We start from the raw sequence: 21,834 nt of genomic DNA on the forward strand, positions 1-21,834 counted from the left end.
GGGTAGCGGCGTTTTTTCGTTTTGGCCCCACAGCACGGGGCCGGTGGTGCGGCCGTATCGGCGCCCCACCTGCAAGCTCATGACTCCTTTCGAGACTCTTCACAGCTGAGGTGCGCAATGAATTCAAGCTTCTGGAAATCCGGCCATACACCCACATTGTTCGCAGCCTTCCTCTATTTCGACCTGAGCTTCATGGTCTGGTACCTGCTCGGTCCTTTGGCGGTACAGATCGCCGCCGACCTGCACCTGACGACGCAGCAACGGGGGCTGGTGGTCGCCACGCCGATTCTGGCCGGGGCGGTGTTGCGCTTCGTGATGGGGATGCTGGCTGATCGCCTGTCGCCCAAAACCGCCGGCCTGATCGGTCAGGTCATCGTGATCTGCGCGCTGTTCGGCGCCTGGAAACTCGGGATCCACAGCTACGAGCAGGCGTTGCTGCTGGGCCTGTTCCTCGGCATGGCCGGCGCTTCGTTCGCCGTCGCCCTGCCCCTGGCCTCGCAGTGGTATCCGCCGCAGCATCAAGGCAAGGCCATGGGCATCGCCGGCGCGGGGAACTCGGGCACGGTGCTCGCCGCATTGATCGCCCCGGTGCTGGCGGCGGCGGTTGGCTGGAGCAACGTGTTCGGTTTCGCCCTGATTCCGCTGATTCTGACCCTGATCATCTTCGCCTGGCTGGCCCGCAATGCCCCCGAGCGGCCAAAAGCCAAATCCATGGCCGACTACTTCAAGGCCTTGGGCGATCGTGACAGCTGGTGGTTCATGTTTTTCTACAGCGTGACATTCGGCGGCTTCATCGGTCTGGCCAGTGCCCTGCCCGGTTATTTCAACGACCAGTACGGCTTGAGCCCGGTGACTGCTGGCTACTACACCGCTGCCTGCGTGTTCGGCGGCAGCCTGATGCGCCCCTTGGGTGGCGCGCTGGCTGACCGGTTCGGCGGCATTCGGACTCTGCTGGCGATGTACACCGTCGCGGCGATCTGCATTGCCGTGGTCGGCTTCAATCTGCCGAGTTCCTACGCCGCACTGGCACTTTTCGTCTGCACCATGCTCGGTCTGGGCGCAGGCAATGGCGCGGTATTCCAATTGGTGCCCCAGCGTTTTCGCCGGGAAATCGGCGTGATGACCGGCCTGATCGGCATGGCCGGCGGTATCGGTGGCTTTGCTCTCGCGGCCGGCATGGGCGCGATCAAGCAAAGCACCGGCAGCTATCAACTGGCACTGTGGTTGTTCGCCAGCCTCGGCGTTCTGGCCTGGTTCGGTCTGCACGGCGTAAAACGTCGCTGGAGAACCACCTGGGGTTCGGCCGCCGTGACGGCAGCGCGAGTCTGACGCCCCGATGAGCCTGCAACTGAGTTTCGCCGAAGCCAGCGCAATCGGTCCTCGCGAGGAAAACCAGGATGCCCTGCGCCTGGTCACGCCGGCTCCGGCGCTGGCCGCGAGCAAGGGTTACCTGTTCGCGATTGCCGACGGTGTCAGCCAATGCGTCGATGGCGGTCTGGCTGCCCGTTCGACGCTGCAGGCCCTGGCGCTGGATTACTACGCCACGCCGGAAACCTGGAGCGCCGCACAGGCACTCGATCGTCTGCTGCTGGCGCAGAACCGCTGGTTGCAGGCCAATGGCGGCGGACAACCGCTGCTGACCACCCTCAGTGCGCTGGTCCTGCGCGGCCGGCGTTTTACCCTGGCTCATGTCGGCGATTGTCGGGTGTATCGCTGGCACGCCGACCAATTGCAGCGAATCAGCGAGGATCACGTCTGGGACCAGCCGGGCATGCAGCATGTGCTGAAACGGGCGCTGGGGCTCGATCAACACCTGGTGCTGGATTTTCTCGACGGTGAGTTGCGCCCCGATGAATGCTTCGTCCTGCTCAGCGACGGCGTCTGGGCCGTCCTAGGCGATACCGCCATTGCCGCGATCCTGCGCGATCAACCGGACTTGCACAGCGCTGCGAACACCCTGGTCAATGCTGCGCACCTGGCGGGCAGCCAGGACAACGCCAGCGCCATGCTGGTGCGGGTCGATGCCCTGGGTGAAGCGAGCATTGGCGATGCGTTGATGCACTTACAGCAATGGCCACTGCCGCCTGCCCTGAAACCGGGTCAGGCGTTCGAGGGCTGGCAGGTCGAGGGGATCGTCGCACAGAGCCAGCAATCACTGCTTTATCGCGTTCGCGACAGCCAGCAACAACCCTGGCTGTTGAAAACCCTGCCCGGTCGCCTGCACGACGATCACCAGGCCGGGCAAGCGTTACTGTCGGAAGAATGGTTTCTCAAACGCGTGGCCGGTCGACATTTTCCTGAAGTCCACTCCGCCAGTCAGCGTCAGCATTTGTACTACGTGATGCGTGAATATTCGGGCGCTACCCTGGCCCAACGACATGAGCAAGGCGGGCCGCTGCCGCTGCCCCAGTGGCAAGACATCGCCGAACGCTTGCTGCGAGCGGTCGGCCTGTTACATCGACGGCAGATCCTGCATCGCGATATCAAACCGGAAAACCTGCTGCTGGGGGACGATGGTGAGTTGCGCCTGCTGGATTTCGGCCTCGCCTACTGCCCCGGGCTTTCGCAAGATCTGCCCTGGGCGCTGCCGGGTACACCCAGTTACATCGCACCCGAAGCCTTTCGCGGCGAAGTACCGACGCCACAGCAGGACTTGTACGCCGTCGGAGTGACCCTGTATTTCCTGCTCACCGGGCATTACCCCTATGGCGAAATCGAAGCCTTCCAGCGCCCGAGGTTTGGCCTCCCGGTCAACGCCAGCCGCTACCGGCCCGACCTGCCGGACTGGATCGCCCATAGCCTGGAGCGCGCCGTGGCGGCGGCCCCCGACCAGCGTTTCGAAACAGCGGAAGAATGGCTGCTGCTGATCGAACAGGGCGAGCGCCACAGCTTGAGCGTGCGCCCCAGGCCCTTGCTGGAGCGCGAGCCGCTGAAAGTCTGGCGAACATTGGCGCTGGTATCGTTGCTGCTCAATCTGGTGCTGCTGATGGTTGCGCTCCATTAGCGGGCAATGCGCCTTGAATCGGTGCACTCCCTCACGGTTCTGCCCTTGTGAACGGGGAAAATGCCAACAAACACGGGATATGAGCGACTTGGCATAACCACTGCATTACCTCTTTCAACAGACATACAGCGCAGGCTTCAACGACGAAGGTTGCACTTCCCGAGAGAACGGGACTAGGACAAAGGCGTCCTCGCTAGGCAACTAGCGGGACGCCTTTTTTTGTTTGCGCAAAATTTGTCGAGCATGGCCTGACCCTGATGAGGCAGACCTGAGCTCCCCGGAGAACCTGATGAAAAAACTAAAACTGGTGATGATCGGCAACGGCATGGCCGGGGTCCGGACCCTGGAAGAGCTGCTCAAACTGAGCACGGAGCTGTACGACATCACGGTCTTCGGTGCCGAACCGCACACCAACTACAACCGCATCCTGCTGTCGCCGGTGCTGGCGGGCGAACAGACCTTCGAAGAAATCGTGCTCAACGACCTGGACTGGTACCTGGAAAACAACATCAAGCTGCTGCTCAACCGTAAGGTGGTGGAGATCGACCGGGTCAAGCGCCGGGTCATTGCCGAAGACGGCAGCGAAGCCGAATACGATCGCCTGCTGATCGCCACCGGCTCGACGCCTTTCATCCTGCCCATTCCCGGCAATACCCTTGACGGCGTGATCGGCTACCGCGACATCGCCGACACCCAGGCCATGATCGACACCGCGAAAACCCACCGGCACGCCGTGGTGATCGGCGGCGGCCTGCTCGGCCTGGAGGCCGCCAACGGCCTGATGCTGCGGGGCATGCACGTCACCGTGGTGCATATCGGCGAGTGGTTGCTGGAACGGCAACTGGACAAGACCAGCGGCCAGTTGCTGCAAACCGCGCTGGAATCTCGCGGCCTGCACTTTCGCCTGTGCGAGCAGACCCAGGCCTTGCACGACGCTGGCAACGGCCGGGTCGGTTCGGTGCAATTCAAGAACGGCGACATCATTCCCGCTGACCTGGTAGTGATGGCCGCCGGCATTCGCCCCAATACCGAACTGGCGGAGAAATCCGGCATTCCGTGCAGCCGCGGGATTCTGGTCAACGACACAATGCAAACCTACGACCCACGGATCTATGCCATCGGCGAGTGTGCCAGCCACCGCGGTATCGCGTATGGCTTGGTGGCGCCGCTGTTCGAACAGGCCAAAGTCTGCGCCAACCACCTGGCCCAACTGGGTTTTGCCACCTACAAGGGTTCGGTGACCTCGACCAAATTGAAGGTTACCGGTATCGACCTGTTTTCCGCCGGCGACTTCATGGGCGGTGAAGGCACCGAGACCATTACCCTCTCGGACCCGATTGGCGGCGTCTACAAGAAACTGGTGATCAAGGATGACGTGCTGGTCGGCGCCTGCCTGTACGGCGATACGGCGGATGGCGGCTGGTATTTCCGGCAGATCCGTGAAAACCATGCCATCAGTGAGATCCGCGATCACTTGATGTTCGGTGAAAATGCGCTTGGCGACGTAGGACATCAAGGCCAGGACAAAGCCATGAGCATGGCCGACAACGCCGAAGTCTGCGGCTGCAACGGCGTGTGCAAAGGCACCATCGTCAAGGCCATTCAGGAACACGGGCTGTTCAGTGTCGACGACGTCAAGAAACACACCAAGGCTGCCAGCTCCTGCGGTTCCTGCGCCGGCCTCGTCGAACAGATCCTGATCAACACCGTGGGCGGCGCGGCGGACGTCAAACCGAAAAGCGAAAAGGCCATCTGCGGCTGCAGCGACCTCAATCACGGGCAAATCCGCCAGGCCATCCGCGAGCAGCACCTGCTGACCATCGCCGGCACCATGAGCTACCTGAACTGGCGCACACCCAACGGCTGCGCCACCTGCCGCCCGGCGCTCAACTACTACCTGATCTCCACCTGGCCGGGGGAAGCCAGGGATGATCCGCAATCGCGCCTGATCAATGAACGCGCCCATGCCAATATTCAGAAAGACGGCACCTACTCTGTCGTCCCGCGGATGTGGGGCGGTGTGACCAATCCTTCAGAGCTGCGGCGCATTGCCGACGTCGCCGACAAGTACAACGTGCCGATGGTCAAGGTCACCGGTGGCCAGCGCATCGACTTGCTGGGTATTCGCAAGCAAGACCTGCCGGGGGTGTGGAAAGACCTGGACATGCCGTCCGGCCACGCCTATGGCAAATCCATCCGCACAGTGAAAACCTGCGTCGGCAGCGAGTTCTGCCGCTTTGGCACCCAGAACTCCACACAGTTGGGCATTGAACTGGAACATGACCTGTTCAACATGTGGTCGCCGCACAAGGTGAAGCTGGCTGTCTCCGGTTGCCCGCGCAACTGCTCGGAAGCCGGTATCAAGGATGTGGGAATTATCGGTGTGGACTCCGGCTGGGAGATGTACATCGGTGGCAACGGCGGGATCAAGACCGAAGTCGCGGAATTTTTCGTCAAACTGAAAACCGCCGAAGAAGTGCGCGAATACAACGGTGCATTCCTGCAGCTCTATCGCGAAGAAGCCTTCTACCTCGAGCGCACCGTGCATTACCTGCAACGGGTCGGCATGGAACACCTCAAGAAAGCCGTGCTGGAAGATCCGGAGCGTCGCAAGGCGCTCAACGATCGCCTGCAATTCTCCCTGTCGTTCGAACAGGACCCGTGGAAGGAACGTCTGGAACAGCCCCAGCTGAAAAAAGAATTCGACGTCATCCCCGTGAAAAACCTGGAGGTGCTGGCATGAACTGGCTGGATATCTGTGCACTGGAAGAGATCAATGCCCTGGGCTCGCGGATCATCGCCGGGCCAAAGGGAGACATCGCGATTTTCCGTACCAGCGACGACGAAGTGTTCGCCCTCGACGACCGCTGCCCGCACAAGGGCGGCCCGTTGTCCCAAGGTCTGGTCTACGGCAAGCGTGTGGCCTGTCCGCTGCACAACTGGCAAATCGACCTGGAAAGCGGCGAAGCCCTGGCCCCGGACATCGGCTGTGCCCATCACCATCTCGCCCGGGTGGAAAATGGCCGGGTGATGCTGGCCCTGCGGGATGCAGGCTGATGAACCGCCAGATCACTGCGTCCACCTGCTGTTACTGCGGGGTCGGCTGCGGGGTGCTGATCGAGCACGACGGCGAGCGCATCCTCGGCGTCAGCGGCGACCCGGCGCACCCGGCCAATTTCGGCAAACTGTGCAGCAAGGGTTCGACCCTGCACCTGACCGGCGACTTGACGGCGCGGGCGTTGTACCCCGAACTGCGCCTCGGTAAAAGCCTGGCCCGCCACCGCACCGATTGGGATACCGCCCTCGATCACGCTACCAGCGTGTTTGCCGCAACCATTGCCGAACATGGCCCGGACAGCGTGGCGTTCTACATTTCCGGGCAACTGTTGACCGAGGACTACTACGCCTTCAACAAGCTGGCGCGTGCCCTGGTAGGCACCAATAACATCGACAGCAATTCGCGTCTGTGCATGTCCTCGGCGGTGGTCGGCTACAAGCGCAGCCTGGGTGCCGACGCCCCGCCCTGCAGCTACGAAGACCTGGAGCTGAGCGATTGCGTGATGATCGTCGGCAGCAACATGGCCTACGCCCACCCGGTGCTGTTTCGCCGCCTGGAAGCCGCCAAATCCCGCCGGCCGCAGATGAAGGTCATCGTCATAGACCCACGTCGCACAGATACTTGCGATCTGGCTGACCTGCACCTGGCGATCTTGCCGGGCACCGATGTCGCCTTGTTCCATGGGATTTTGCATCTGCTGCTGTGGGAAGACTGGATAGATCGTGACTTCATCAGGGACCACACAGAAGGCCTGGCCGAGCTGAAAAACCTGGTGCGTGACTACACGCCGCAAATGGTTTCGCAGCTCTGCGGTATCAGCCTCGGGCAATTGCAGCAATGTGCCGAGTGGATCGGCACATCACCGAGCTTTCTGTCGCTGTGGTGCATGGGGCTTAACCAGTCCACCGCCGGCAGCGCGAAAAACAGTGCATTGATCAATCTGCACCTGGCCACCGGGCAGATCGGTCGTCCCGGCGCCGGACCTTTCTCCCTCACCGGTCAGCCAAATGCCATGGGCGGACGGGAAACCGGCAGTTTGTCCAACTTGCTGCCCGGTCACCGTGACGCCGCCAATGCACAACACCGTGCGCAAGTGGCGTCCTACTGGGGCGTCGAGCAACTGCCGGAAAGCCCCGGGCTCACTGCGATCGAATTGTTCGAGCAAGTGCGCAACGGCAAGATCAAGGCGTTGTGGATCGCCTGCACCAACCCCGCGCAATCCATGCCGGACCAGACGGCCGTGCGCGCAGCTCTGCAAGCCTGCCCGTTCGTGGTGTTGCAGGAAGCCTTCAGCACCACTGAAACCGCAAAGTTCGCCGACCTTCTGCTGCCCGCCGCCAGTTGGGGGGAAAAGGAAGGTTGCGTGACCAACTCCGAGCGGCGCATTTCCCACGTACGCCAGGCAATCGTCGCACCGGGTGAGGCGCGGCCGGACTGGGCAATCACCGTAGATTTCGCACAACGCCTGGAAAAACACCTGCGTCCCGGCCAAGCCAGCCTGTTTGAATTTGATAATCCAGCTCAAGTCTTTGACGAATACAAACAACTGACTCAAGGTCGCGACCTGGATCTGTCCGGTATCAGCCATGCACTGATCGATCGTCTCGGCCCGCAGCAGTGGCCCTTCCCTGCGGGTGCCGTTGAAGGCACGGCCCGGCTGTACGTCGACGGGGTATTTGCCACTGCCAATGGGCGCGCACAGTTCGTGGCCGATCCATACCGTGCCGCCAAAGAGCAACGCGATGCACGCTTTCCGCTGACCCTGATCACCGGTCGCCTGCGCGATCAATGGCACGGCATGAGCCGCACCGGCACCGCTGCGCAGCTGTTTGGCTATGTCAGCGAAGCGGAGTTGAGCCTGCACCCGGACGAACTGCGCCGCCATCGCCTGCAGCCGGGGGATCTGGTCAGCCTGAAAAGCAGGCGCGGCGCAATCGTCGTCGCGGTTGCCAGCGATGACAGCGTGCGCCCGGGCCAGGCCTTTTTGCCGATGCATTGGGGCGACCGTTTTCTCAAGGGCGGGGTGAACAGCCTCACCCTGCCCGCATTCGATCCTTTGTCGAAACAGCCCGAACTTAAACACAGCGGTGTTCGCCTGGATCCGGTGGATTTGCCCTGGAAACTATTCGCACTGATCGAGGGCGATGTTCAACGGCATTTTGAAACGCTACGACCGCTCTGTGAGGCGTTTTCCTACGTCAGTCTCAGTCTGGTTGGCCGTGAGCGCCCTGCCCTGCTTATACGGGCTGCCAATACTTCAGCACCTTCAGCAGAGTTGCTAAGCGAAATCGATAAAAACCTGGCGCTCGATGACGGCCCGGTACTGGCTTACGACGACCCTCGACGGGCCATAGGCAAGCGCGTGCGGATCGAAAATGGCCGGATCACTGCCATTCGACTGGCCGGTGAAACCCTTGCCCAGCACTGGTTACAGGGGCTGTGGCTCGAAGGTCGCGCGGACCAGCAACTGCGGCGCTGGCTGCTTGCGCCGCTGAGCGCACCACCGGGCAATCTCGACACGCCCTTCAACTCGAACAAGATCCTGTGCAATTGCAAGAACGTCGGCCAGAACGCGATCTGCGCCGGCATCAGCCGTGGCCTGGACTTGCAGGGGCTCAAGCAAGAACTGGGTTGCGGCACGCAATGCGGCTCCTGCGTTCCGGAAATCAAACGCCTGCTGGCTGCCACGGCGCAGCCAGTCACCGTCTTCTCGTGAGGAAAACACTATGAGTGCAAAAGTCTGGCTGGTAGGTGCGGGCCCGGGTGATCCGGAGTTGCTCACGTTGAAGGCGGTACGTGCCTTGCGCGAGGCAGATGTGGTGCTGATCGATGACCTGGTCAATGTCGCGGTACTCGAGCATTGCCCTGGGGCGCGGATCATTCCGGTGGGCAAGCGTGGCGGCTGCCGCTCTACCCCGCAAGCGTTCATCCATCGCCTGATGCTTCGTTATGCCCGGCAGGGTAAATGCGTAGCGCGGCTCAAGGGCGGCGATCCATGCATTTTCGGCCGAGGTGGTGAAGAGGCGCAGTGGCTGCGTGAGCGTGGGGTCGAAGCCGAGTTGGTCAACGGCATCACTGCCGGGCTGGCGGGGGCAACGCAATGCGATATTCCGCTGACTTTGCGCGGTGTAGCCCGTGGTGTCACGCTGGTCACCGCACACACCCAGGACGACAGCCAATTGAACTGGCAGGCACTGGCCCAAGGCGGAACGACGTTGGTGGTTTACATGGGAGTGGCCAAGCTGGGTGAAATCCGTGAGCAGCTATTGGCCGGCGGCATGGCGACGGATACGCCCGTGGCCATGATTGAAAATGCCTCTTTGCCCCATCAACGGGAATGTCGGAGCACTCTCACAAACATGGATGAAGCTGCCTACAGATTCCAGCTGAAAAGCCCTGCCATACTGGTGATCGGTGCAGTGGCAGCCTGTGCAACTCAATCGCTGTGGGAGCGTGAATTGCCTGTGATGGCGGCAGATCAGTCAGCGTAGTTTCACCTGTTCCACTAAATCGCAGACAAAGAAAAGCCCGGCCTGAGCCGGGCTTTTCAGAGCTGCGAGCTAATTACTTAGCTTGAGCTTCAACCTGCGCTTCTACGCGACGGTTAACTGCACGACCAGCGTCAGTTTTGTTGTCAGCAACTGGGCGGGATTCGCCGTAGCCAACAGACTGAACGCGGGACGATTCAACACCGTACTGGTTGGTCAGAACTTGTTTAACGGCGTTTGCACGACGCTCGGACAGTTTCTGGTTGTAAGCGTCAGGACCGACGGAGTCAGTGTGACCTTCAACAGTAGTGCTGGTGGATGGGTACTGCTTCATGAAGTCAGCCAGGTTCTTGATGTCGCCGTAGCTGTTTGGCTTGACTACCGACTTGTCGAAGTCGAACTTCACGTCCAGCTCAACACGAACAACTTCAGCAACTGCCGGGCAGCCGTCAGCGTCAACAGTTACGTTGGCTGGGGTGTCTGGGCACTTGTCAACGTTGTCGCAAACGCCATCGTTGTCGCTGTCAGAGCAAACTTCCGGAGCTGGAACTGGAGCAGCAGCTGGCTTGCTGCCGCCACCGAAGTTCACACCGATACCGACGCTAGGAGCCCACTCGGTGTTGCCCTGGTCGATGTTGTACTGAGCTTCAACACCAGCACGGGCGTAGAAGTTGTCGGTGAAGTACAGCTTGGCACCGCCGCCAACGTTGGCGAAGGTGGAACGGTTACGACCGTTCGAGCCGTTCTGGTCGATGCTCTGGTCGGAGAAACCGCCCGAGACGTAAGGACGCAGCATGTCGCCTGGGTTGTTGAAGTGGTACAGAGCGTCCAGAGCGGTGTTCGCGCCCTTAACGTTCTTGCCATCGTTTGCACGGGCATTGTGCACTTCGTCGTAGGCCAGACGCAGTTCAACGTCGTCTGTCAGGAAGTAACCGATCGAACCACCCGGCAGGATGCCGTCGTTCTTGAAGTTACGGTCGCTATCGAAATATTGCTTCTTTGCGTAGCCTTCGATTTCAACTGCGCCTTGGCCCTGTGCCAGAGCGCCGATGGAAGTGGCGGCAATAAGAGAACCAATGGCCAAGCCCAAGGTGTTTTTCAGTTTCATCCGTTAAATCCCCATCTGGTGATTGTGAAGCAGTCCCGCAAACCGGGGGACAACTCGGCGGCAAGTCTAACAGAACTTGCCTACACGTAAGAGATATTTGCGCTGAACTAAGTTTCAGCAATGCCTGCAAATTTCTCACGCAATTTATCTAGAGCGCGTTTGTACCGCATTTTTGTTGCGCTCAAACCCATATGCATGATGTCTGCGATTTCCTGAAACTCCAGTTCTGCGACAAATCGTAGCACCAGAATTTCACGATCAATCGGGTTCACATACACCAACCAGCGATCAAGTCCGCCTTTTTCCTCAGGTTTCGGCGTCTTTTCTTCGGACGCTTCCTCGAGGGGGTCAAGACTCAATGCGTCCATCAAGCGACGCTTTCGCCGTTCCTTCCGATACTGTGTGATGCACTCGTTGTACGTGATGCTATATAGCCATGTCTTGAACTTCGATTTACCTTCGAAGTTCTTCAGGCCATACAGCACCTTCAACATGACCTCCTGACAGACATCGTCTGCGTCACGATCGTTCCCTAGATATCGTGCGCACACGTTAAATAATGTTCGCTGGTAACGCCGCATCAGTTCTTCATAGGCGCGTGTTACGTGAAACAGCTCGGTATGCGAGCGCGCGACCAACTCCTCATCAGAGAGCTCGCGGGGGTCGTAGCGCATGGATAACGATTGGGCTTTATTCAAAACAAGTCGGGCCGACAGTCAGGTCAATGTCCGCCGCAGCCAGCGTGAGCAGGCATTTTGCGGCGGCATACATTAGCAGGGTTTGCCGGGTTAGCGGCTACTCACATGCTGCTCAAGGAGGATCCGATTGGAAAGAGAGACTAGCTCACCCTCATCGGTCAGCAATGTGGTTTTAACCGTGCCGATCTCTTCGATCTGGCCTTCGACCTCGCCAACACGCACTTGTTGCCCAACCTGGTACAGCTCACGCACGTAGATTCCCGCAAGAATCTGGCCGGCAATTTCCCGGCTTCCCAACCCCATGGCCAGCGCTACTGCCAGACCAACGGTTATCAACACAATCACGATCACATGGTTCAGCAGGTCGGTCTTGACCTCCAACTGGCTGATCGCAACCGAAATACTGATGATGATCACCAGGCCCTGGGCAATCCGTCCAAGCCCTGAAGCATAGTCCAGCCCCACGCCTTCTGCCGCTCCGCGCACCAGCCCGTTGGCCAGTTGCGCCAGCAAGACACCGACCAGCAACACCAGCGCCGCGCCGAACACCTTCGGCAAATACAACGCAAGCATGTCCAGCGTAGCTGAAACTCGCTCAAGGCCAAGGGATTCTGCGGCAGAAACCAGAAAAATCAGCAGAACGAACCAATAGACGATTTTGCCGATCAGCGTCGAAATAGGAACTTGCAACCCTGCACGGGACAGCAATTTGGTCAGGCCGGTGCCACCCATCAAGCGATCAAGGCCCAGTTTGGCGAGCAACTTCGAGAGCAAGGTGTCCAGCAGTTTGGCCACGACAAAACCCAACAGCAGCACAACCAGTGCGCCGAACAGGTTCGGAATGAAGTTCGCAACCTTGGTCCACAACGCAGTCATTGCAGTGACGAGGCTCTGAGTCCAGAGATCAAGTTCCATATTCAATCAGCCTTATCAGCAGTGCGAGCAGTAGGTTTACGAAGACGGGATACCGGCGCGACATGGGCCGATCCGTTATTCAGGGCGATCATCAGTGCGGGCAACCAGCGCCCCAGCAGACTGAACAGATCACCGGCGCCGACCTGGCGGTTGGCGGTTTTCAGCACACGCCCCAGGCACGCATCGTCGTCCCGGGTGGACGGTGAGGCGTTGAGCATGTCGCGTAAAGACTGTTCAAACGGATCGTGCATACGCACCTCTCGTGATGTCTGTGGGAGACGCGGTCAGTTTTGGTCGGGTCACATGGTTTCCCTCAGACCCAGCGCAAACGTCGGAACAACCACCACTGCCCGAGCGCCACCGAGACCATCATCAGGCAAGCGATCAGAAAGCCGTAAGGGCTGGCAGAGAATGGAATTCCACCGACGTTGATCCCCAAAAGCCCGGCCAGAAAACTCATCGGCAAAAAGATCCCGGTGATGATCCCGAAGCGATACATCGTGCGGTTCATGCGCACGCTCAAGCGACGGTCTTCAGCCTCCAGGACCAGCCCCACCCGCTCCCGAGTCAATTCCAGCTCTTCGAGGTAGCGGGTCAGGCTGTTGTTCAATTCGTTCCAGTAATCACCGTCATCCTCGACGAACCAGGGCAACTTGATTCGCGTCAACTGCCCGAAAATGTCCCGCTGCGGAGCCAGAAAGCGCTTCAACGCAGCCGCCCGGCGACGAATCTGCAAAACCGCCCCGTGCTCAGGAGTATACCGTTCGTCGGCATCCAGCTTTTCTTCTTCCTCATCGACCACTTCCGAGAGACAGCTGACCAGATCCTGTACCTTGTTGGTGAGGTACTGCGCCATGCAAAGAATGAGTTCGGAGGCAGTTTTCGGCCCCTTGCCCTCGGACAGTTGCACCAGCAACTCGTCAGTGGCACGCAACGGACGCAAACGCAGGGAAATGACACGCTGGGCAGAGCCGAAAATCCGCACCGACACCATGTCTTCCGGTTCGGCGCCAGGGTTCAGATTGACCCCGCGCAAAAATAGCAGCAGTTCGCTGTCCGAAAGCTGTAAAAGTCGCGGACGGGTGTTTTCTTCGAGTAACAGGTCACAGCTGAATTCGCTCAGACCGCTGGATTTGCGCAACCAGGTCCGGGTTTGCGGATGACTGCGATCCCAGTGCAGCCACAGGCTTTCATGGGCCTGCAGCTGCAAGTCATCGAGTTCAGTCCGGGCAATCGAACGCGCACCGCCTTTACCGTCCAGCACCAGGGCATGCACCAGCCCCCATTGCGCGTTTTCTTCCTCGAACATCCGCACTCCTTTGGTCAACCGGCGCTTTATTCAGGCATTTTCAGCGGGCTGGGCGAGATGATCACGCCGTTGTTGTCCGCATAAATGTATTCTCCTGGACGGAACGTCACGCCGGCAAACGTCACCACAACGTTGAGATCGCCGAGCCCGCGCCTGTCGGATTTCCTCGGGTGGCTGGCGAGGGCCTGAACGCCCAGATCGGTCTGCGCGATGATATCGACGTCGCGGATGCAACCGTAGATCACCAGCCCTTCCCAACCGTTTTTCGCGGCTTTCTCGGCCAGCATGTCACCGAGCAACGCATGCCGCAGGGAACCGCCACCGTCTACCACCAGCACTTTGCCATTCCCCTTGAGCTCGACCTGCTCCTTGACCCGCGAGTTGTCTTCAAAGCATTTGATGGTCACGATTTCGCCGCCGAAGGAATCACGGCCGCCGAAATTGCTGAACATCGGTTCCAGCACCTGCACCAGCTCCGGATAGGCGTCGCACAGGTCAGGCGTGATGTAATGGTTCATCGAGAAACTCCTGTAAGAGGAAGACAATCGAGGATGTCGGAAAGTGACCAGAACAGCTCAATGCGTCATATCTTAGCCGCAAGCCGACCGGAGCGAAATGCCCTTGTCAGAGCGTCAGGCTCGGACTGCCGCGACCAAATCCTGTTGCGCTCCCGGCAAAGGTGTCTGCTGATCGGCCAACCAGCGCGTCACCAAAGGCCAGACTTCAGCCTGGGCTGCCTTGCTGACGAGCATTTCCACGTGACCGAAATTGTCGCCGAAGCCCTGCTCGCGCCCCAGGTTGATGAATTGCTTGTGCTCGGAACCGAACTGCTCGAACAGCTTGCGACACGCCCACGCAGGATCCTGATGATCACCCGCAGCGCTCACGGCAAGCACCGGCAACCTGACCTCGGCCAAACCCGCCCACCAGTTTTTATCGGCATCGCCAAAGCGCCCGAACAGACCGTACCAGCGCATGCCTTCCAGGGCCAGGCCGATGGGCTCGTCCTCCGGACCGCGCTTGAGCCTTGAGCCGGACAACTGGGCAAAACGCTTGAGAATGAAGCGACCGCTCCACTCTACCGGCGGAATCTTCAATGGCCAGTAGGTGCGACTGACTTGTGTACCGAAAAACGCCGCCGAGGCCACGACGGGCTCACCGATGTACTCGCCACCCAGCGCTGCGGCCAGTGTAATACCGCCCAGTGAGTGACCGATCCAGTGTGGCACCTGCCCGCTCTGTTCGCGCACGAACGCGCCAATGGCCGGCAGGTCATAGCGTGCGTAGTCGGCAACACGGTTCTTGCGGTAGTCGTGGTTACGCTGGGACAGGCCGTGACCGCGCATTTCCGGAATCCAGACATCGAACCCCAGACGGGCCAGGTAAGCGCCCAACCCCAGGCCTTTGGGAGAAAACCAGAACCGGCGATTGGAAAAGCTGCCGTGCAGCAGGATCACCGGCACGCCACGGGAGGACGACTCATCGGCCATGCCAAGGCGTGTCACAGCCAATTCGACGGTGAAGTCGGGACTGTTACCGGGTTTCAAACGATACACATCTTCGCTCAGATCACCGCGCCGTTCGGCACTGATCAGGGCGACAGGAAATAGGTTGCTGCTGCTTTGCATAATCTCTTGCACAAAAAAGGGCGGCATCCAGATGGAGCCCGCCCTGCTTGAATCTCATAAAGACCGCTCCCTGTAGGAGCGAGCCCTGCTCGCGAAGAACTCGGGACACCACGTTTATCCAGGATAAACGCGTTATCGTTGACGTCCATCGCGAGCAAGCTCGCTCCCACAGAAAGGGGCGGCCCGTTTACACCGGATCAGGCCGAAGCTTGACCTTCCGCCAGGAAGAACCAGGTTTCCAGTACAGAGTCAGGGTTCAACGAAACGCTTTCAATGCCCTGCTCCATCAGCCACTTGGCCAGGTCCGGGTGGTCCGAAGGACCCTGACCGCAGATACCGATGTATTTGCCGGCCTTGTTGCACGCGGCAATCGCATTGGCCAGCAGCTTCTTGACCGCCGGATTACGCTCGTCGAACAGGTGGGCGATGATACCGGAGTCACGGTCCAGGCCCAGGGTCAGCTGGGTCAGGTCGTTGGAGCCGATGGAGAAACCGTCGAAGAACTCGAGGAACTCTTCAGCCAGGATGGCGTTGGACGGCAGTTCGCACATCATGATCACGCGCAGGCCGTTCTGGCCACGAGCCAGACCATTTTCCGCCAGCAGATCCACCACCTGGCTCGCTTCGCCCAAGGTACGGACGAACGGCACCATGATTTCGACGTTGGTCAGGCCCATCTCGTTGCGCACGCGCTTGAGGGCACGGCATTCGAGTTCGAAGCAGTCGCGGAACGATTCGCTGATGTAACGCGAGGCACCGCGGAAGCCCAACATCGGGTTCTCTTCTTCCGGCTCGTACAGCTTGCCGCCGATCAGGTTGGCGTATTCGTTGGACTTGAAGTCCGACAGACGCACGATGACCTTTTTCGGCCAGAACGCAGCCGCCAGGGTGCTGATGCCTTCGACCAGTTTCTCGACGTAGAAGCCGACCGGATCGTTGTAACCGGCGATGCGCTTGTCGACGCTTTCCTTGATGTCCAGCGGCAGGCCGTCGTAGTTCAGCAGTGCCTTGGGGTGCACGCCGATCATGCGGTTGATGATGAACTCCAGGCGGGCCAGGCCCACACCGGCGTTCGGCAGCTGTGCGAAGTCGAAGGCGCGGTCCGGGTTACCGACGTTCATCATGATCTTGAACGGCAGCTCAGGCATGGCGTCCACGGAGTTCTTCTTGATGTCGAAGCCCAGTTCGCCTTCGAAGATGAAGCCGGTGTCGCCTTCAGCGCAGGAAACGGTCACGCCCTGGCCATCTTTCAACAGCTGGGTGGCGTTGCCGCAACCTACTACCGCTGGAATACCCAGCTCACGGGCGATGATCGCCGCGTGGCAAGTACGGCCGCCACGGTTGGTGACGATCGCGCTCGCGCGCTTCATGACGGGCTCCCAGTCCGGGTCGGTCATGTCGGAAACCAGTACGTCGCCTGGCTGGACCTTGTCCATCTCGGACACGTCCTTGATGATGCGGACCTTGCCGGCGCCGATGCGCTGGCCGATGGCACGGCCTTCCACCAGCACGGTGCCGGTTTCTTTCAACAGGTAACGTTCCATGACGTTGGCCTGGGTGCGGCTCTTCACGGTTTCCGGACGGGCCTGCACGATGTACAGCTTGCCGTCGTCACCGTCCTTGGCCCACTCGATGTCCATCGGGCACTGGTAGTGCTTCTCGATGATCATCGCCTGCTTGGCCAGTTCGCTGACTTCGGCGTCGGTCAGGCAGAAACGTGCGCGCTCAGCCTTGTCCACGTCGACGGTCTTGACCGAACGACCGGCCTTGGCCTCGTCGCCGTAGATCATCTTGATGGCTTTGCTGCCCAGGTTGCGGCGCAGGATCGCCGGGCGACCCGCGGCCAGCGTGCCTTTGTGAACGTAGAACTCATCCGGGTTCACCGCGCCTTGTACGACGGTTTCACCCAGGCCGTAGGCGCCGGTGATGAACACCACGTCACGGAAGCCCGACTCTGTATCGAGGGTGAACATCACGCCGGCGGTGCCGGTTTCGGAACGGACCATGCGCTGCACGCCAGCAGACAGGGCAACCAGCTTGTGGTCGAAGCCCTGGTGCACGCGATAGGAAATGGCACGGTCGTTGAACAGCGAGGCGAACACCTCTTTGGCGGCGCGAATGACGTTTTCGACACCACGGATGTTCAGGAAGGTTTCCTGCTGGCCGGCAAAGGATGCGTCGGGCAAGTCTTCGGCGGTGGCGGAAGAACGCACGGCCACGGCCACGTCAGGGTTGCCGGCGGACAGCGTGGCGAACGCGGTACGAATTTCGGCATTCAGTTTTTCAGGGAACTCGGCTTCCATGATCCATTGGCGGATCTGGGCACCGGTCTTGGCCAGCGCATTCACGTCATCGACGTCCAGGGCATCGAGCGCATCATGAATCTGCTGATTCAGGCCGCTCAGTTCCAGGAAATCACGATAAGCCTGAGCGGTCGTGGCGAAGCCGCCGGGCACCGATACACCGGCACCTGCAAGGTTGCTGATCATCTCGCCCAGGGATGCGTTCTTGCCCCCCACATGCTCAACATCGTGTTTGCCGAGCTTATCGAGGGAAACTACGTACTCTACCAAGGTGATCTCTCCACTAACTGTGTTGGAAAAGCTCAGAAACCGGCTGCTTAAGTGAGCATTTGCCGGTTATATGGCCTGGACCTGGAAAATAAGTGAGAATGCGGGCCAATGGCGGCCGGCAAATCGCGCCTATCATATCCAAGATTCGTCACTAGCTTAAGGCCCAAGGTGCAAATGAAACGATCTGCTTTCTTTATCTCCGATGGTACCGGCATTACCGCCGAAACCCTGGGTCAAAGCCTTCTGGCGCAGTTCGAAAACATTACCTTCAGCAAAGTCACGCGGCCGTACATCGACAACGTGGACAAAGCGCGGGCCATGGTACAACAAATCAACAAAGCCGCCGAAACCGACGGCTTCCGTCCGATTATCTTCGACACCATCGTCAATCAGGACATTCGTGAGATTCTCGCAACCTCGAATGGTTTCATGATCGACATTTTCTCGACGTTCCTGGCACCGCTTGAACAGGAACTGACCGAGCATTCTTCCTATACCGTGGGCAAGTCCCACTCCATCGGCGCCAACACCAATTACATGGAGCGTATCGAGGCCGTTAACTTCGCCCTCGACAACGACGACGGCGCCCGCACGCACTATTACGACAAGGCCGACCTGATACTAGTGGGCGTGTCGCGATGTGGTAAGACGCCGACGTGCCTGTACATGGCAATGCAGTTCGGTATCCGCGCAGCCAACTACCCGCTGACCGAAGACGACATGGAGCGCCTGCAACTGCCGTCCGCCCTGCGCGCCCACCAGCACAAGCTGTTCGGCCTGACCATCGACCCGGACCGCCTTACCGCGATCCGCAACGAGCGCAAGCCCAACAGCCGCTATTCGAGCTACGCCCAGTGCGAGTTCGAAGTTCGCGAGGTGGAAAACCTGTTCCGCCGCGAGAACATTCCGAACATCAACTCCACGCACTTTTCCGTAGAAGAAATCTCCGCGAAGATTCTCGTGGAGAAAGGTGTGGAGCGGCGTTTCAAATAGATTTGTAGCGCCTGATTTGCCGCCTTCGCGAGCAAGCCCGCTCCCACATTTGATCGCATTCCTCCTGGGTAAACTCGATCAAATGTGGGAGCGGGCTTGCTCGCGAATGAACGATAACTCGGTCTTCTAGATAACAAACAAATCCACAAACCGGTTTACCGGTGTCGCCTCAAGTTTCTGCCGATCCTTGCACAACGCAAAAATCTCTTCGCTACGCTGCCCGGTGAATCGTGTCAGCAAGTTCGCCCTGAACTTGTCCTCCAGCAACGGAATGCCTTCAACCCGACGTCGACGATGCCCAATCGGGTATTCCACCACCACGTTTTCAGTACTCGACCCGTCCTTGAAAAACACCTGCACCGCGTTGGCAATGGAGCGTTTGTCGGACTCCAGATACTCACGGGTGAATCGCGGCTCCTCAACTATCACCATCTTGTCGCGCAACACATCGATGATCGGATGCGCCTTATGGAAATCATCTTCGTAATACTCGGCAACCAGATTGCCAAAGGCCAGCGGCACGGCAGTCATGTACTGGATGCAGTGATCGCGATCAGCGGCATTGGCCAGCGGGCCGACCTTGGAAATGATGCGAATCGCCGACTCGTGAGTGGTGATGACGATCCGGTCGATTTCGTGCAGACGATTGCGCACTTGCGGATGCAGGGTTACCGCCGCCTCACAGGCCGTTTGCGCATGGAACTCGGCCGGAAAACTGATCTTGAACAACACGTTTTCCATCACATAACTGCCGTACGGTCGCGAGAAACTGAACGCACGCTTGTCTTCAGGCTTGAGCGCCAGATCGTTGTTGGTGTGGCTGAACAATACGTCGTAAAACCCCCACTGCCTGGCACTCAATACACCGGGAATACCCATTTCGCCGCGCATCGCCATGTCCGCCAAACGCACGCCACGACTGGACGCATCCCCCGCCGCCCAGGATTTACGCGAACCGGCATTCGGCGCATGCCGGTATGTGCGCAGGGCCTGACCGTCCGCAAAGGCATGGGACAACGCCGACAACAACTGCTCGCGATCGGCCCCCATCAGCTTGGCGGTGACTGCGGTCGAGGCCACTTTCACCAGAATGACGTGATCGAGGCCGACACGGTTGAACGAGTTTTCCAGGGCAATCACGCCTTGAATCTCATGGGCCATGATCATCGCTTCAAGCACTGTGCGCACGGTCAGCGGCGCCACACCATTAGCCAGGTGCTTTTGTGATAAATGGTCGGCTACCGCGAGAATACCGCCGAGGTTGTCCGACGGATGCCCCCACTCCGCCGCGAGCCAGGTGTCGTTGTAGTCGAGCCAGCGCACGATGCAGCCGATGTCCCACGCCGCCTTCACAGGATCGAGCCGGTAACTGGTCCCCGGCACCCGGGCGCCGAATGGCACGACAGTACCTTCTACCACTGGCCCCAAATGCTTGGTGCACTCGGGAAAACGCAGGGCCAGCAGGCCGCAACCCAAGGTATCGATCAGACAGTTGCGCGCAGTATCCAGCGCCTCTTTTGACTCGATCTTGTAGTTGAGGACGTAATCGGCAATGTCCTGCAGGACCTTGTCGTAGTCGGGGCGGTTGTTCAGGTCGACGTTGGCACTCATGTTCGATTCACTCTGCGGTGTTCGTTGATGGGACCTCGGTTCAGGGCAATCTCAGTCAATGACAAATTCTTATGATTGAAATGCAGGTCACTGTGGGAGCGAGCTTGCTCGCGATGGCGGTGCATCAGCCAGCACACGTATTGAATGTGTTGGCCCCATCGCGAGCAAGCTCGCTCCCACAGGTGTTTGGATGATCTTAGAAAGAATCACCCGGCACACGGACAAACCCTTCCATCAACACCCGTGCACTGCGGCTCATGATCGCTTTGTTCACGGTCCACTCGCCATTGACCTGGCTGGCCTCGGCGCCGACGCGCAAGGTACCGGACGGGTGGCCGAAGCGCACCGCGTTGCGTTCGATACCGCCTGCCGCGAGGTTAACCAGCGTACCGGTGATCGCTGCCGCCGTGCCGATTGCCACCGCAGCTGTACCCATCATCGCGTGGTGCAACTTGCCCATGGACAGCGCACGCACCAGCAGGTCGACATCACCCGCCGCAATGGCTTTGCCACTGGACGATACGTAATCCGCCGGTTTGGCGACGAAGGCCACTTTTGGCGTGTGCTGGCGCTTGGCAGCTTCGTCAATGTTCGAAATCAGGCCCATGCGCAATGCGCCGTAAGCGCGGATGGTTTCGAACATCAGCAAGGCTTTCGGGTCGCCGTTGATCGCGCCCTGCAACTCGGTGCCCTTGTAGCCGATGTCTTCGGCATTGACGAAAATCGTCGGGATGCCGGCATTGATCATGGTCGCCTTGAAGGTGCCGACGCCGGGCACTTCCAGGTCGTCCACCAGGTTGCCGGTAGGGAACATCGAACCGCCGCCGCCCTCTTCGTCCGCCGCCGGATCGAGGAACTCGATCTGCACTTCGGCCGCCGGGAAGGTCACGCCGTCGAGTTCGAAATCGCCGGTTTCCTGTACTTCACCATTGGTGATCGGCACGTGGGCGATGATGGTCTTGCCAATGTTGGCCTGCCACACGCGAACCACCGCCACGCCGTTGTGCGGGATGCGGCTGGCGTCCACCAGGCCATTGCTGACGGCGAACGAACCGACCGCCGCCGACAGGTTGCCGCAGTTGCCGCTCCAGTCCACGAAGGGCTTGTCGATGGACACCTGACCGAACAGGTAATCGACATCGTGATCGGCCTTGATGCTTTTCGACAGGATCACGGTTTTGCTGGTGCTGGAAGTCGCGCCACCCATGCCGTCGATTTGTTTGTCGTACGGGTCGGGGCTGCCGATCACCCGCAGCAGCAAAGCGTCACGGGCCTGGCCCGGGACCTGTGCCGCTTCAGGCAAATCCTTCAGGCTGAAAAACACGCCTTTGCTGGTGCCGCCGCGCATGTATGTCGCTGGAATTTTGATCTGCGGTGCATGAGCCATGGTGCTCGTTACTCCTAATCTGAAAACAGACACGGGACTCAAAGTCCCGTGTCTGCAAAGCG

General features: G+C 59.6%; 17 protein-coding genes. 7 read left to right on the forward strand and 10 right to left on the reverse strand.

The features are described from left to right. The first annotated feature begins 117 nt into the window (after positions 1–117). From KGA98_RS22950 to cobA, 6 genes are all read left to right on the forward strand, one after another. Entirely contained in the window at positions 118–1,329 is a 1,212-nt protein-coding gene (locus KGA98_RS22950) for a nitrate/nitrite transporter (RefSeq protein ID WP_223503995.1), read from the forward strand. A gap of 7 nt (positions 1,330–1,336) precedes the next feature. Continuing rightward, the gene (locus KGA98_RS22955) at positions 1,337–3,004 is read left to right on the forward strand and encodes a bifunctional protein-serine/threonine kinase/phosphatase (protein WP_057715699.1); all 1,668 of its coding nucleotides are present in this window, start codon (positions 1,337–1,339) and stop codon (positions 3,002–3,004) included. Between the two features lie 289 nt (positions 3,005–3,293). Beyond that, on the forward strand, positions 3,294–5,747 hold the full coding sequence (gene nirB, locus KGA98_RS22960; RefSeq protein ID WP_223503997.1) for a nitrite reductase large subunit NirB: 2,454 nt from the start codon (positions 3,294–3,296) through the stop codon (positions 5,745–5,747). Continuing rightward, positions 5,744–6,061 carry a nitrite reductase small subunit NirD gene (nirD, locus tag KGA98_RS22965; protein ID WP_046042889.1) on the forward strand — a complete coding sequence of 106 codons (318 nt, stop codon included), beginning with the start codon at positions 5,744–5,746 and terminating at the stop codon, positions 6,059–6,061. Before nirB ends, nirD begins: the two co-directional genes overlap by 4 nt. After that, a complete protein-coding gene (locus KGA98_RS22970) occupies positions 6,061–8,778 on the forward strand; it encodes a nitrate reductase (RefSeq protein ID WP_223503999.1) in 2,718 nt (905 codons plus the stop codon). The genes nirD and KGA98_RS22970 overlap by 1 nt, the downstream gene beginning before the upstream one ends. Before the next feature lie 10 nt (positions 8,779–8,788). Further along, on the forward strand, positions 8,789–9,553 hold the full coding sequence (gene cobA / locus KGA98_RS22975; RefSeq protein WP_154860687.1) for a uroporphyrinogen-III C-methyltransferase: 765 nt from the start codon (positions 8,789–8,791) through the stop codon (positions 9,551–9,553). A gap of 73 nt (positions 9,554–9,626) precedes the next feature. Here the strand turns inward: cobA and KGA98_RS22980 are convergent, their stop codons facing one another. From KGA98_RS22980 to ppsA, 8 genes are all read right to left on the reverse strand, one after another. Further along, entirely contained in the window at positions 9,627–10,658 is a 1,032-nt protein-coding gene (locus KGA98_RS22980; protein WP_057715703.1) for an OmpA family protein, read from the reverse strand. 107 nt (positions 10,659–10,765) lie between these two features. Beyond that, complete coding sequence (sigX, locus tag KGA98_RS22985; protein ID WP_015096065.1) at positions 10,766–11,356, reverse strand: RNA polymerase sigma factor SigX; 591 nt, start codon at positions 11,354–11,356, stop codon at positions 10,766–10,768. A gap of 90 nt (positions 11,357–11,446) precedes the next feature. Next, positions 11,447–12,271, reverse strand: coding sequence for a mechanosensitive ion channel family protein (locus KGA98_RS22990; protein WP_008048604.1), 825 nt, complete (start codon positions 12,269–12,271; stop codon positions 11,447–11,449). Positions 12,272–12,273: 2 nt separating this feature from the next. Next, entirely contained in the window at positions 12,274–12,522 is a 249-nt protein-coding gene (locus KGA98_RS22995; protein WP_008017601.1) for a hypothetical protein, read from the reverse strand. Between the two features lie 62 nt (positions 12,523–12,584). Continuing rightward, positions 12,585–13,580: a zinc transporter ZntB gene (locus KGA98_RS23000; RefSeq protein WP_057715704.1), complete on the reverse strand. Its 996-nt coding sequence runs from the start codon at positions 13,578–13,580 to the stop codon at positions 12,585–12,587. 26 nt (positions 13,581–13,606) lie between these two features. Continuing rightward, the gene (gene rraA, locus KGA98_RS23005; protein ID WP_008027412.1) at positions 13,607–14,098 is read right to left on the reverse strand and encodes a ribonuclease E activity regulator RraA; all 492 of its coding nucleotides are present in this window, start codon (positions 14,096–14,098) and stop codon (positions 13,607–13,609) included. Between the two features lie 114 nt (positions 14,099–14,212). Then, the gene (locus KGA98_RS23010; RefSeq protein ID WP_154946559.1) at positions 14,213–15,208 is read right to left on the reverse strand and encodes an alpha/beta fold hydrolase; all 996 of its coding nucleotides are present in this window, start codon (positions 15,206–15,208) and stop codon (positions 14,213–14,215) included. Between the two features lie 197 nt (positions 15,209–15,405). Then, complete coding sequence (ppsA, locus tag KGA98_RS23015; RefSeq protein ID WP_090454035.1) at positions 15,406–17,781, reverse strand: phosphoenolpyruvate synthase; 2,376 nt, start codon at positions 17,779–17,781, stop codon at positions 15,406–15,408. Positions 17,782–17,955: 174 nt separating this feature from the next. On the opposite strand from ppsA, the gene KGA98_RS23020 reads away from it, so the two are divergent. Next, on the forward strand, positions 17,956–18,774 hold the full coding sequence (locus KGA98_RS23020; protein WP_008048584.1) for a pyruvate, water dikinase regulatory protein: 819 nt from the start codon (positions 17,956–17,958) through the stop codon (positions 18,772–18,774). Positions 18,775–18,900: 126 nt separating this feature from the next. Here KGA98_RS23020 and prpD read toward each other — a convergent pair whose 3' ends face one another. Together prpD and prpF are read right to left on the reverse strand one after the other, a co-directional pair. Continuing rightward, on the reverse strand, positions 18,901–20,385 hold the full coding sequence (gene prpD / locus KGA98_RS23025; RefSeq protein WP_223504001.1) for a 2-methylcitrate dehydratase: 1,485 nt from the start codon (positions 20,383–20,385) through the stop codon (positions 18,901–18,903). 196 nt (positions 20,386–20,581) lie between these two features. After that, positions 20,582–21,772: a 2-methylaconitate cis-trans isomerase PrpF gene (prpF, locus tag KGA98_RS23030; protein WP_102668985.1), complete on the reverse strand. Its 1,191-nt coding sequence runs from the start codon at positions 21,770–21,772 to the stop codon at positions 20,582–20,584. Positions 21,773–21,834: the final 62 nt, after the last annotated feature.

Origin of the sequence: Pseudomonas sp. BF-R-24, from assembly GCF_019947335.1 — a bacterium.
Lineage (GTDB): Bacteria > Pseudomonadota > Gammaproteobacteria > Pseudomonadales > Pseudomonadaceae > Aquipseudomonas > Aquipseudomonas jessenii.